This window comes from Dactylosporangium sp. CS-033363, from assembly GCF_050942475.1.
Lineage (GTDB): Bacteria > Actinomycetota > Actinomycetes > Mycobacteriales > Micromonosporaceae > Dactylosporangium.
The window spans coordinates 9,956,363-9,969,468 of sequence record NZ_CP192032.1 but is presented as its reverse complement, the minus strand read 5'-3'; the positions used below and the strand labels follow the sequence as shown (position 1 = coordinate 9,969,468).

7 protein-coding genes, 1 tRNA gene and 3 rRNA genes are annotated in these 13,106 nt (G+C 63.7%); 9 read left to right on the top strand and 2 right to left on the bottom strand.

What is annotated here, in order from left to right; genetic code table 11:
* The first annotated feature begins 63 nt into the window (after positions 1 to 63).
* From ACQPZ4_RS45920 to rrf, 9 genes are all read left to right on the top strand, one after another.
* Positions 64 to 140, top strand: a tRNA-Pro gene (locus tag ACQPZ4_RS45920).
* A 58-nt stretch (positions 141 to 198) separates the two neighbouring features.
* Complete coding sequence (gene tig, locus ACQPZ4_RS45915) at positions 199 to 1,569, top strand: trigger factor (protein WP_433051400.1); 1,371 nt, start codon at positions 199 to 201, stop codon at positions 1,567 to 1,569.
* A gap of 131 nt (positions 1,570 to 1,700) precedes the next feature.
* Positions 1,701 to 2,351 carry an ATP-dependent Clp protease proteolytic subunit gene (locus tag ACQPZ4_RS45910; RefSeq protein ID WP_360378043.1) on the top strand — a complete coding sequence of 217 codons (651 nt, stop codon included), beginning with the start codon at positions 1,701 to 1,703 and terminating at the stop codon, positions 2,349 to 2,351.
* 11 nt (positions 2,352 to 2,362) lie between these two features.
* Positions 2,363 to 3,022 carry an ATP-dependent Clp protease proteolytic subunit gene (locus ACQPZ4_RS45905; protein ID WP_433051397.1) on the top strand — a complete coding sequence of 220 codons (660 nt, stop codon included), beginning with the start codon at positions 2,363 to 2,365 and terminating at the stop codon, positions 3,020 to 3,022.
* A gap of 239 nt (positions 3,023 to 3,261) precedes the next feature.
* A complete protein-coding gene (gene clpX, locus ACQPZ4_RS45900) occupies positions 3,262 to 4,560 on the top strand; it encodes an ATP-dependent Clp protease ATP-binding subunit ClpX (RefSeq protein ID WP_433051394.1) in 1,299 nt (432 codons plus the stop codon).
* A 10-nt stretch (positions 4,561 to 4,570) separates the two neighbouring features.
* Positions 4,571 to 5,365, top strand: coding sequence for a carbon-nitrogen hydrolase family protein (locus ACQPZ4_RS45895; protein ID WP_433051391.1), 795 nt, complete (start codon positions 4,571 to 4,573; stop codon positions 5,363 to 5,365).
* 974 nt (positions 5,366 to 6,339) lie between these two features.
* Positions 6,340 to 7,854, top strand: a 16S ribosomal RNA gene (locus ACQPZ4_RS45890).
* Between the two features lie 350 nt (positions 7,855 to 8,204).
* Positions 8,205 to 11,310: ribosomal RNA gene (locus tag ACQPZ4_RS45885) — 23S ribosomal RNA — on the top strand.
* A 114-nt stretch (positions 11,311 to 11,424) separates the two neighbouring features.
* A 5S ribosomal RNA gene (gene rrf / locus ACQPZ4_RS45880) occupies positions 11,425 to 11,541 on the top strand.
* Together the 16S, 23S and 5S rRNA genes form the textbook arrangement of a ribosomal RNA operon.
* Positions 11,542 to 11,638: 97 nt before the next feature.
* On the opposite strand, the gene ACQPZ4_RS45875 is transcribed toward rrf, so the two are convergent.
* Positions 11,639 to 12,277, bottom strand: coding sequence for a hypothetical protein (locus ACQPZ4_RS45875; protein WP_433051388.1), 639 nt, complete (start codon positions 12,275 to 12,277; stop codon positions 11,639 to 11,641).
* 79 nt (positions 12,278 to 12,356) lie between these two features.
* On the bottom strand, positions 12,357 to 13,088 hold the full coding sequence (locus ACQPZ4_RS45870) for a hypothetical protein (protein WP_433051386.1): 732 nt from the start codon (positions 13,086 to 13,088) through the stop codon (positions 12,357 to 12,359).
* Positions 13,089 to 13,106: the final 18 nt, after the last annotated feature.

The following is a 13,106-nucleotide window of genomic DNA, read 5'->3' as shown; positions in this document are numbered from 1 at the left end:
GACACCGGCATACCGAGCGGCGCGGTCTCCGGTCGAGCGCATACACTTGCCGACGCACACCACCGGGGTGTAGCGCAGTTTGGTAGCGCACTCGCTTTGGGAGCGAGGGGCCGTGGGTTCAAATCCCGCCACCCCGACCAGGAACGACCAAGCGCAGCCACCAGTCCGACAAGCCGTAGTAACGAGGGAGAAAGTTCTGTGAAGAGCACCGTCGAGACCCTGAGCCCGACTCGCGTGCGGCTCGAAATCGAGGTGCCGTTCGCCGAGCTCGAGCCGAGTCTCAAGAAGGCGTATCGCGAGATCGGCTCGCAGGTCAACATCCCCGGGTTCCGGCGGGGCAAGGTGCCGACCCAGGTCATCGACCAGCGGGTGGGGCGCGGGGCGGTGCTGAACGAGGCCGTGCAGGAGGTCATCCCGACGCAGATTCTGGCGGCGGTGCGCGAGCACGAGGTCAAGACGCTCGGGCGGCCCGAGGTGGAGATCACCGAGTTCGCCGACGGGCAGCCGTTGAAGTTCACGGCCGAGGTCGACGTGCGGCCGGAGATCACGCTGCCGGACATGAACGGGATCACGGTGACCGTGGACGCGCTCACGGTGTCCGAGGATGACGTGGACGAGCAGCTCAAGGGGCTGCGCGACCGGTTCGCGACGCTGAAGACGGTTGAGCGGACCGCGCTGGTCGGCGACTACGTGCAGATCGACCTCGTGGCCAAGGTGGACGGCGAGGAGGTGCCGGGCGGGAGCGCGACCAACGTGTCGCACGAGGTCGGCAGCGGCCAGCTCGTCCCCGGCCTCGACGACGTGCTCGTGGGCATGGGCGCCGGCGACTCGACGGACTTCACGACCCAGCTGGTGGGTGGGGAGTTCGAGGGGCGCGACGCCGAGGTGTCGGTGACCGTGAAGTCGGTCAAGGACAAGCAGCTGCCCGAGGTGGACGACGAGTTCGCGCAGCTCGCGAGCGAGTTCGACACGCTGGACGAGCTCAAGGACGACCTGCGCAACCGGCTCACCCGGGTGAAGCGGATGGAGCAGCTGTACTCCGCGCGTGACCTCGCGCTCAAGGCGGTCATCGACGCGACCGACGTCCCCGCGCCCGAGGGTGTGGTGAAGGACGAGGTCGAGTCGCGCAAGGAGTCGATGAACGACCAGCTGCAGCGGATCGGCGCCTCGTTCGACGACTACCTGCAGACCGAGGGCAAGACCGAGGAGGAGATGGACGCCGAGCTCAACGAGGCGGCCGTCGAGGGCGTGAAGGTGCAGCTGGTGCTCGACACCCTGGCCGACGCCGAGGACATCCAGGTCAGCGACGACGAGTTCGGGCACGAGATCGTGCACCGGGCGCAGCGGGCCGGGATGGGCCCCCAGCAGTACTACGACCAGCTGGTCCAGGCCGGCGTGGCCGGTGCGGTCTTCGGCGACGTGCGCCGCGGCAAGGCCCTCGGGGTCGTGCTCGAGCGGGTGAAGATCGTGGACAGCGAGGGCGCCGAGCTCAGCCTCGACGACCTGCGCGGTGCGGTTGACGACCACGAGGGTCACGATCACGGCGACCACGAGGGCCACGACCACTAACGTTGTAGGCCGGGGCAAAAGCCCCGGCCTTCACCACGGTGCGCTCATAGCGAAATGCGGTGAGCACGGGAAGCTGATGCCTCTCGCACCGGTTAGGGTCGGCAAGTACAAGACTCTTGCGAAGGGCTGCCATGACCGACCTGCATATTCCAGCGTCGCCAGTCAGTCCCGCGCCCCACGGGCGCGGTCGGGGCGCGGACACGAGCCTGACGCTCGACGACTCGGTGTTCAACCGGCTGCTCAAGGAACGCATCATCTTCCTGGGTAGCGAGGTCAACGACCAGGTCGCCAACCGGATCTGCGCGCAGATGCTCCTCCTCGCGGCCGAGGACGACGAGCGCGACATCTGGCTGTACATCAACTCGCCCGGTGGTTCCGTCTACTCGGGCATGGCGATCTACGACATCATGCAGTTCGTCACCAACGACGTGGCGACCGTGGCGATGGGCATGGCCGCCTCGATGGGCCAGCTCCTGCTGTGTGCGGGGGCGCCCGGCAAGCGCATGGCGCTGCCCCACGCGCGGATCATGATGCACCAGCCGTCCGGTGGCATCGGGGGCACGGCCTCCGACATCGCCATTCAGGCCGAGCAGATGCTGTACACGAAGCGCATGTTCCAGGAGCGCGTGTCGTTCCACACCGGTCAGTCGCTCGAGCAGATCGAGTCCGACTCCGACCGTGACCGCTGGTTCACCGCCGAAGAGGCGCGAGACTACGGCTTCATCGACAAGGTGATCACCGGGGCCCAGCAGGCTCCGGAAGGCGCCGGAACCCTGGCCTGAGGAGCGAAGCCATGACCGATCTGAGCCTGCCTCCGGCGCTGCGCGAGGTGCACAACCGCTACATCCTGCCGTCGTACGTCGAGCGCACGTCGTACGGCATCAAAGAGACCAACCCGTACAACAAGCTGTTCGAGGACCGGATCATCTTCCTCGGCGTGCAGATCGACGACGCGTCGGCCAACGACGTGATGGCGCAGCTGCTGACGCTGGAGAGCACCGAGCCGGACCGGGACATCACGCTGTACATCAACTCGCCCGGCGGCTCGTTCACCGCCATGACGGCGATCTACGACACCATGCTCTACGTCCGGCCCGACATCCTCACGGTGTGCCTGGGCCAGGCCGCGAGCGCCGCCGCGGTACTGCTGGCGGCCGGCACCCCGGGCAAGCGCCTCGCGCTGCCCAACTCGCGCATCATCATCCACCAGCCGGCCACCGAGGGCGGCTACGGGCAGGGCTCGGACATCGAGATCCAGGCCCGCGAGATCATGCGCATGCGGACCCAGCTCGAGGACATGGTGTCGCGGCACACCGGTCAGCCGGTCGAGAAGGTCCGCAAGGACATCGACCGCGACAAGATCCTCACGGCGGACGAGGCCAAGGAGTACGGCCTGGTCGACAACGTGCTGGTCAGCCGCAAGAAGTCCAGCCTGGTGGCCTCGGGCAACTGATCGGCGCCCGCTACCCACGACCGCATCGGCCCGCCCTAACCTGGAGGTTGGGCGGGCCGATGGAGTGTCAGGCGAGTGTCGTCATGAGGGCGGCCAAAAAGACACCCCCGCGTAGGGGGTCGGAATACGGGCCACCACCAGGTAACGTCGAGGCAGTAGCCAGCGCGGGCGCAACTGGCCCCCGCAGCGAGCAGATGCGATCCGGACGTAGGGTCCGGCCGAAGGCAGGGAGATCGTAGGTGGCACGGATCGGCGACGGCGGCGACCTACTGAAGTGCTCCTTCTGCGGCAAGTCGCAGAAGCAGGTGAAGAAGCTGATCGCCGGCCCTGGCGTTTACATCTGCGACGAGTGCATCGATCTCTGCAACGAGATCATCGAGGAAGAGCTCGCGGAGTCGGGTGACGTCAAGTTCGACGAGTTGCCCAAGCCCATGGAGATCTGCGCCTTCCTCGACCAGTACGTCGTCGGGCAGGACCAGGCCAAGAAGGCGCTCGCGGTTGCGGTGTACAACCACTACAAGCGGGTGCAGGCGGAGTCGGGCGGCGGCTCGGGCGGCGACGGGGTCGAGCTCGCGAAGTCGAACATCCTCCTCATCGGCCCCACCGGATGCGGCAAGACGCACTTGGCCCAGACGCTCGCGCGGATGCTCAACGTCCCGTTCGCGATCGCCGACGCCACGGCGCTGACCGAGGCCGGCTACGTGGGCGAGGACGTCGAGAACATCCTCCTCAAGCTCATCCAGGCCGCGGACTACGACATTCGCCGCGCCGAGACCGGCATCGTGTACATCGACGAGGTCGACAAGATCGCCCGTAAGTCGGAGAACCCGTCGATCACGCGCGACGTCTCCGGCGAGGGTGTCCAGCAGGCGCTGCTGAAGATCATCGAGGGTACGGTCGCCAACGTCCCGCCGCAGGGCGGACGCAAGCACCCGCACCAGGAGTTCATCCAGATCGACACGTCCAACGTGCTGTTCATCTGCGGTGGCGCGTTCGCCGGCCTCGACCGGATCGTGCAGCAGCGGGTCGGCAAGGGCGGCACCGGCTTCGGGGCCAACCTGCGCTCGATCACCGACCGGACCGCGGACGACGCGTTCGGCGACGTGATGCCCGAGGACATGCTCAAGTTCGGCCTGATCCCCGAGTTCATCGGCCGGCTGCCGGTCATCACGAGCGTCAAGAGCCTCGACCGCGACGCCCTGGTCAAGATCCTCACCGAGCCGCGCAACGCGCTCGTGCGGCAGTACCAGCGGCTGTTCGAGCTCGACGGGGTGGAGCTGGAGTTCGCGCCCGAGGCCCTGGAGTCGATCGCCGACCAGGCCATCCTGCGCGGCACCGGCGCCCGCGGACTGCGGGCCATCATGGAGGAGGTCCTGCTCTCCGTGATGTACGAGGTGCCGAGCAACCCCAACATCGCGCGGGTACTGATCACCCGCGAGGTGGTCCTCGAGAAGGTCATTCCGACGATCGTGCCGCGCGATCTGGCCGCCCACCGGGTCGGCCGGCGACGCGCGGACCGCGAGGAGAAGTCGGCGTAGCCTGGCGCCTATGCGCGTAGCGGTATGTCAGCTCAATGCCCGCGACGACCGGGCTGAGAACCTCAAGGCGGCCCGTTCGCTCCTGCAGCGGGCATCCGACGGGGGAGCGGATCTGGCGATCCTCCCCGAGTACGTGGACTACCTCGGGCGCGCGCGTTCGGCACCCGCGCCCGAGCCGGTCGACGGGGAGTTCGCGGCGTTCTTCGCCGACGCCGCGCGCGAGCTCGGGATGTGGGTGCACGCGGGGTCGTTCCACGAGACCGGACCCGACGCTTCGCACACCTTCAACACGTCGTTGGTCTTCGATCGATCCGGCGCGCTTGCCGGCAGCTATCGAAAGATCCACCTCTATGACGTGGAGATCCCCGGGCGCGTCTCATACCAGGAGTCGGCGACCGTCGCACCGGGTGAGTCGACGAGCATCGTCGATGTCGAGCAGCTCCGACTAGGTCTGTCGATCTGCTACGACCTGCGTTTTCCCGAGTTGTACCGCATGCTGGCGATCGACGGCGCAAACGTCCTCGTGGTGCCGGCGGCGTTCATGCTGCACACGGGACGGGACCATTGGGAGGTTCTGCTCCGGGCGCGAGCCATCGAGAACCAGTGTTACGTGCTCGCCGCCGGGCAGATCGGCAACCATGATCCCGACCGGACGTGCTTCGGGCGCAGCATGGTCGTGGATCCGTGGGGGACGGTCGTCGCCCAGGCGCCGGATGTCGTCGGGGTGACGTTCGCGGAGCTCGACCTCGAGCGGCTCGCGGAGATCCGGGAGACGGTGCCGAGTCTGGCCAACCGCCGGCTCTGACCCCGCCCCGCGGTTGCGCGTCGACGCCTCGCGGTTGCGCGTCGCCGCCTCGCGGTTGCGCGTTGACGTCGACCGTCGCTCGGCCCGTTCGTGCTCGGCCCGTTCGTGCTCGGCCCGTTCGTGCTCGGCCCGTTCGTGCTCGGCCCGTTCGTGCTCGGCCCGCTCATGCTCGGCGGGGAGCGGCCGCGACGGCGGGGGGAGCGGCCGCGACGGCGGGGCGACGTCTCCGGAAACCCTTGCTGTGCAGGGGTTTCCGCGCTTTCGAGGGGCCGATTTGACTCGGGCGGCACAAGGTCCGTAAGGTTCTCCAAGTCCGAGGGGATGGGCGGAAACGCCCGGTTCGTCGGATTGGTACCACCAGGGCGGTGCGGGAAGCGATTTGCGAACGCGAAGCCGGCCGGGTAAGGTACTCCAGCCGGTAGGGAACCGGGCGAGCTTGCAAGAGCTGGCCGGCCTACCGAACTCCCGAGCAGATCTGGCGCCGAAAACGGCGCGGATGAACTGTGCGGGAGTTACGGTCCGGAAGGTCAACAAGCGGAAAACGCGGACTTGACAGAACGGATCGGGCAGGTAAGATAGACAGGCCGGTAACGAGCCGGGCGGGCCAAGCGAGCGACAAGCTCCCAAGTGCCGGTCGGTGTTACTGGATCTCCCGAAACAAGATCACCGGAAACGGTGGCCTTGCTATGCTCGGGAAAACCGCTCAAAGGAATTAAGTTCGGACAACGAACTTGACAACGGCGAGCGACCTGGTAAAGTAGAGAAGTTGCCCCGGACGAGGCAAGCGAGTGATCGCGGGTCACGACGGTGTGTGTTGGTTGTTTGAGAACTCAACAGGGTGCTTGTTAAGCCAGTGCCAATTGAAATTTACCCCGTGGCACGGGCGCGCTTCTTCGGGAGTGTGCAGCGTGTCTGGGATTCCTTTGGTGACAACATTTGTTTGTTGCCGGGTGATTGATTCACCAACGCAGATTTTGTTGGAGAGTTTGATCCTGGCTCAGGACGAACGCTGGCGGCGTGCTTAACACATGCAAGTCGAGCGGAAAGGCCCTTCGGGGTACTCGAGCGGCGAACGGGTGAGTAACACGTGAGTAACCTGCCCTAGGCTTTGGGATAACCCTCGGAAACGGGGGCTAATACCGAATATTCATTCCAGGTGGCATCATCTGGTGTGGAAAGTTTTTCGGCCTGGGATGGGCTCGCGGCCTATCAGCTTGTTGGTGGGGTGATGGCCTACCAAGGCGACGACGGGTAGCCGGCCTGAGAGGGCGACCGGCCACACTGGGACTGAGACACGGCCCAGACTCCTACGGGAGGCAGCAGTGGGGAATATTGCACAATGGGCGGAAGCCTGATGCAGCGACGCCGCGTGAGGGATGAAGGCCTTCGGGTTGTAAACCTCTTTCGACAGGGACGAAGCGCAAGTGACGGTACCTGGAGAAGAAGCGCCGGCCAACTACGTGCCAGCAGCCGCGGTAAGACGTAGGGCGCGAGCGTTGTCCGGATTTATTGGGCGTAAAGAGCTCGTAGGCGGCTTGTTGCGTCAGCTGTGAAAACCCGCAGCTCAACTGTGGGCTTGCAGCTGATACGGGCAGGCTTGAGTTCGGTAGGGGAGACTGGAATTCCTGGTGTAGCGGTGAAATGCGCAGATATCAGGAGGAACACCGGTGGCGAAGGCGGGTCTCTGGGCCGATACTGACGCTGAGGAGCGAAAGCGTGGGGAGCGAACAGGATTAGATACCCTGGTAGTCCACGCTGTAAACGTTGGGCGCTAGGTGTGGGGGGCCTCTCCGGTTCTCTGTGCCGCAGCTAACGCATTAAGCGCCCCGCCTGGGGAGTACGGCCGCAAGGCTAAAACTCAAAGGAATTGACGGGGGCCCGCACAAGCGGCGGAGCATGCGGATTAATTCGATGCAACGCGAAGAACCTTACCTGGGTTTGACATGTGCGCTAAAGCCGTGGAGACACGGTGTCCTTCGGGGGCGTTCACAGGTGGTGCATGGCTGTCGTCAGCTCGTGTCGTGAGATGTTGGGTTAAGTCCCGCAACGAGCGCAACCCTTGTTCGATGTTGCCAGCGGTTCGGCCGGGGACTCATCGAAGACTGCCGGGGTCAACTCGGAGGAAGGTGGGGATGACGTCAAGTCATCATGCCCCTTATGTCCAGGGCTTCACGCATGCTACAATGGCCGGTACAAAGGGCTGCGATACCGTAAGGTGGAGCGAATCCCAAAAAGCCGGTCTCAGTTCGGATCGGGGTCTGCAACTCGACCCCGTGAAGTCGGAGTCGCTAGTAATCGCAGATCAGCAACGCTGCGGTGAATACGTTCCCGGGCCTTGTACACACCGCCCGTCACGTCACGAAAGTCGGCAACACCCGAAGCCGGTGGCCCAACCCTTGTGGAGGGAGCCGTCGAAGGTGGGGCTGGCGATTGGGACGAAGTCGTAACAAGGTAGCCGTACCGGAAGGTGCGGCTGGATCACCTCCTTTCTAAGGAGCACCTTCCACCGAAAGGTGGCAAGGAGCCCGCACTACCCGAATGTGGTGGTGGGGTGCTCACAGGCGGAGACACTGGCGAAGCTTTCCCGCGACAACGGTCGCCGGCTAGTACAACCCCGTGAGGGGAGTGGAACACCGATGATGCGGTTCGGGACGGCGTATAGGCACCCTGTTGGGTCCTGAAACAATCAACGCGGTTGTGTTGAGGGTTTCGGACGTGGATCTGCGCCGGCGCGCAAAACCAGGCAGTGATTTCTGTCGAGGTTGCGGCTGACAAAGCGGTGCAGGTTTGGTGTTGGTTGAGAATTGCACAGTGGATGCGAGCATCTTTATTGCTTTGTGGTCAAGTTGCTGAGGGCGTACGGTGGATGCCTTGGCACCAGGAGCCGATGAAGGACGTGGGAGGCCGCGATAGGCCTGGGGGAGCTGTCAACCGAGCTGTGATCCCAGGGTGTCCGAATGGGGGAACCCGGCACCAGTCATGTGGTGTCACTCCTGCCTGAACACATAGGGCAGGTAGAGGGAACGCGGGGAAGTGAAACATCTCAGTACCCGCAGGAAGAGAAAACAACAGTGATTCCGTGAGTAGTGGCGAGCGAAAGCGGATGAGGCTAAACCGAGCATGTGTGATACCCGGCAGGGGTTGCATGTTTGGGGTTGTGGGGCGTGTCTTGTCTGGTCTGCCGGCTGGACGCACAGTCAGAAAACCATTGGTTAGTCGAAGTTCGCTGGAAAGCGGCACCGTAGACGGTGAGAGTCCGGTAGGTGAAAGCTGATGGTCTGTGTTGATGTGTTCCCGAGTAGCGGCGGACTCCTGTAATCTGCCGTGAATCTGCCAGGACCACCTGGTAAGCCTAAATACTCCCTGGTGACCGATAGCGGACTAGTACCGTGAGGGAAAGGTGAAAAGTACCCCGGGAGGGGAGTGAAATAGTACCTGAAACCGTGCGCCTACAATCCGTCGGAGCGTCCTGTACTTGTACAGGGGTGACGGCGTGCCTTTTGAAGAATGAGCCTGCGAGTTAGTGATACGTGGCGAGGTTAACCCGTGTGGGGGAGCCGTAGCGAAAGCGAGTCTGAACAGGGCGTTCAGTCGCGTGTCCTAGACCCGAAGCGGAGTGATCTAGCCATGGGCAGGCTGAAGCGCGGGTAAGACCGCGTGGAGGGCCGAACCCACCAACGTTGAAAAGTTGGGGGATGATCTGTGGTTAGGGGTGAAAGGCCAATCAAACTCCGTGATAGCTGGTTCTCCCCGAAATGCATTTAGGTGCAGCGTCACGTGTTTCTTGCCGGAGGTAGAGCACTGGATGGCCTAGGGGGCCTACAAGCTTACTGAAGTCAACCAAACTCCGAATGCCGGTAAGTGAGAGCGTGGCAGTGAGACTGCGGGGGATAAGCTTCGTAGTCGAGAGGGAAACAGCCCAGATCACCAGCTAAGGCCCCTAAGCGTGTGCTAAGTGGTAAAGGATGTGGGGTCGCATAGACAACCAGGAGGTTGGCTTAGAAGCAGCCACCCTTGAAAGAGTGCGTAATAGCTCACTGGTCAAGTGGTTCCGCGCCGACAATGTAGCGGGGCTCAAGCACACCGCCGAAGCTGTGGCATTCACGTGTGTACCAGGCCTTCGTGGTCCAGGTGCGTGGATGGGTAGGGGAGCGTCGTGTCACCGGTGAAGCGGCGGAGTGATCCAGCCGTGGAGGTGACGCGAGTGAGAATGCAGGCATGAGTAGCGAAAGCAGGGTGAGAAACCCTGCCGCCGGATGACCAAGGGTTCCAGGGCCAGGCTAATCCGCCCTGGGTGAGTCGGGGCCTAAGGCGAGGCCGAGAGGCGTAGTCGATGGACAACGGGTTGATATTCCCGTACCCGCGTAGAAGCGTCCATGCTGAACCTGCTTGTACTAACCTCACAATGGTCTGAACCTTTCGGGGGGATGGCCGGCGTTTGGGAACTCGGGTGGTAGTAGGCAAGCGATGGGGTGACGCAGGAGGGTAGCTGGACCCGGCCGGTGGTTGTGCCGGGGCAAGCGTGTAGCCCGTGCTGTAGGCAAATCCGCAGCACATAGGGGTGAGACGTGAAGCGGAGCCGTTCAGGTGAAGTCAGTGATCCCATGCTGCCGAGAAAAGCCTCTAGCGAGTTTCGAGCGGCCCGTACCCCAAACCGACACAGGTGGTCAGGTAGAGAATACCGAGGCGATCGGGCGAACTGTGGTTAAGGAACTCGGCAAATTGCCCCCGTAACTTCGGGAGAAGGGGGGCCACCGATGGTGAGACCACGTGCTGGTGGAGCGGTTGGTGGCCGCAGAGACCAGGGGGAAGCGACTGTTTACTAAAAACACAGGTCCATGCTAAGTCGTAAGACGACGTATATGGACTGACGCCTGCCCGGTGCTGGAACGTTAAGGGGACCTGTTAGTCCTTCGGGGCGAAGCGGAGAACTTAAGCGCCAGTAAACGGCGGTGGTAACTATAACCATCCTAAGGTAGCGAAATTCCTTGTCGGGTAAGTTCCGACCTGCACGAATGGCGTAACGACTTCCCCACTGTCTCAACCACAGGCCCGGCGAAATTGCACTACGAGTAAAGATGCTCGTTACGCGCGGCAGGACGGAAAGACCCCGGGACCTTCACTATAGCTTGACATTGGTACTCGAATTCGATTGTGTAGGATAGGTGGGAGCCGGTGAAGCGGTCACGCCAGTGGTCGTGGAGGCAAGCTTGAAATACCACTCTGTTGGATTTGGGTATCTAACCTTGGGCCGTGAGCCGGTTCAGGGACAGTGTCTGGTGGGTAGTTTAACTGGGGCGGTTGCCTCCTAAAATGTAACGGAGGCGCCCAAAGGTTCCCTCAGCCTGGTTGGCAATCAGGTGTTGAGTGCAAGTGCACAAGGGGGCTTGACTGTGAGACTGACAGGTCGAGCAGGGACGAAAGTCGGGACTAGTGATCCGGCACTGGCAGGTGGAAGCGGTGTCGCTCAACGGATAAAAGGTACCCCGGGGATAACAGGCTGATCTTCCCCAAGAGTCCATATCGACGGGATGGTTTGGCACCTCGATGTCGGCTCGTCGCATCCTGGGGCTGGAGTAGGTCCCAAGGGTTGGGCTGTTCGCCCATTAAAGCGGTACGCGAGCTGGGTTTAGAACGTCGTGAGACAGTTCGGTCCCTATCCGCCGCGCGCGTAGGATACTTGAGAAGGGCTGTCCCTAGTACGAGAGGACCGGGACGGACGAACCTCTGGTGTGCCAGTTGTTCTGCCAAGAGCACGGCTGGTTGGCTACGTTCGGAAGGGATAACCGCTGAAAGCATCTAAGCGGGAAGCTCGCTTCGAGATGAGGTATCCCACCCCTTGAGGGTTAAGGCCCCCAGCGAGACCACTGGGTTGATAGGCCGGAAGTGGAAGCCTGGTAACAGGTTTGAGCTGACCGGTACTAATAGGCCGAGGACTTGACCTACAATTCAGGCTTTGAAGCTTGCTTGCATCCACTGTGTGATTCTGAACCAACACCAGAACGCACCCCACGCCGGTGACGGCGGTCGGGTGTGCGGAGTTGACAGGTTCATAGTGTTACGGCGGCCATAGCGGAGGGGAAACGCCCGGTCCCATTCCGAACCCGGAAGCTAAGCCCTCCAGCGCCGATGGTACTGCACCCGAGAGAGTGTGGGAGAGTAGGACGCCGTAAATTTCCCTCAGGGGCTCACCGATTTCGGTGGGCCCCTGAGGCATTTTTGCGTGCAAAGAAGAAGGCCCGCGAAGAACGCGGGCCGGCGAAACACACGAGATCAGTTGCGGTGCTCGACCGCGTTGCGCAGCTCGACCATCGACTTCGCGGACTCGGGCACGCCGCGGTTGGAGAACAGGGCCACGCCCAGGGAGCCGTTGTCGGCCCAGCCGCACACCGTCAGGTCCGAGTCGTCGACCTTCGTGGTGCCGCAGCGCATCGTGCCGCCCAGGGAGCCGGCGTCGACGTCCTTGGTGTCGCGCACGCCGCCGGCGTCGTCGGCCACCATGTCGAAGGCGGTCTTCAGGGTGTCTTCCGGCTTCCAGATGCGGGCGGTGCCGGCCACCAGGATGGCGTCGGTCTTCCCGTCCCGGTAGATCAGCCCCACGCTGTCGTCGAGGTTGACCTTCGAGGCGATCGCGTCCCGGATGTACTCGCTGGTCTGCTGAGCGCCGTCGCTCTTGTCCAGGGCGAAGGCACCCACCTGCTCCGGGGACTTGATCTCGGTGTCGCTCTGGCCCAGGACCCGGAAGACCGTCGGGCCGTAGAAAATGCCAGAGACGAGCAGCGCCGCGGCCGCGACCGAGCCGGAGATGATGGCCACGCGCTTCAGGGGGACGCGGCTCGCCGGAGTCTCGCCGGTGTCATCGTCGTCGTCTTCGTAGTACAGGCCGGCGGGTCCGCCGTCGGGGTCGACCATCGGCGAACTGTAGCAACCCGGCCCGGAAACGACCGCAGGGGCGCCACGGGCGCCCCTGCGAACAACGTCGAGAACCGGATCAGCGGGTCTGCACGGCCTCACGGATGTCCACGAAGTGCCCCGAGGCGTAGCTCAGGTCCTGGCCCATGAACAGCACCAGGCCCACGCTGCCGTGGTCGGCCCAGGCGCACATGCTCATCTTGACGCTGGTGCCGCCGGCGTCGTACTCGCTGCTGCCGCACTTCGCCGTCCCGCCGAGCTTGCCTGCCGGGTACTCGGAGGGCGCGCTGACCGTCGTCGCGCCGCTGCTGCTGCCGAAGCCCTTGAAGGCCGCGTCGACCTCGGAGCCCGGGGAGAAGAACGTTCCGGTCGCGGCGACCAGGACGACCACGTGGGTGATGTCGTCGTCCTTCTCGTCGGAGTACACCCCGGTCGCGATCTCGTCGATGCTCTCGATCGTGCCCCGCAGGTCGCTCTCCATGCTCGACTTGAGCTCGTCGGCCTCCGGGCTGTCCTGCTTCGACAGGCCACCGGGCAGCGTCGGCGGGGCGGACACGTGCGCGCCGGCGTCGCGGTAGATCGGGTAGAAGGCCACGCAGGCGATCACCGCGCAGACCAGGAACACGCCGCCGATCACGCTCAGCGTGATCTTCAGCCCCTTGCCCTTCTTCTGGGGAGGCGCCGGAAAACCGGGAGCGACCTGGGGATATCCGGGCGGCGGAGCCTGATAGGCGGGCCCGGGCTGCTGGTACGCGGGCTGCCCAAAAGGCTGCGCCGAAACGGGCGGCTGCCCATACGGCTGCGCCGACACGGGCGGCTGCCCAAAAGG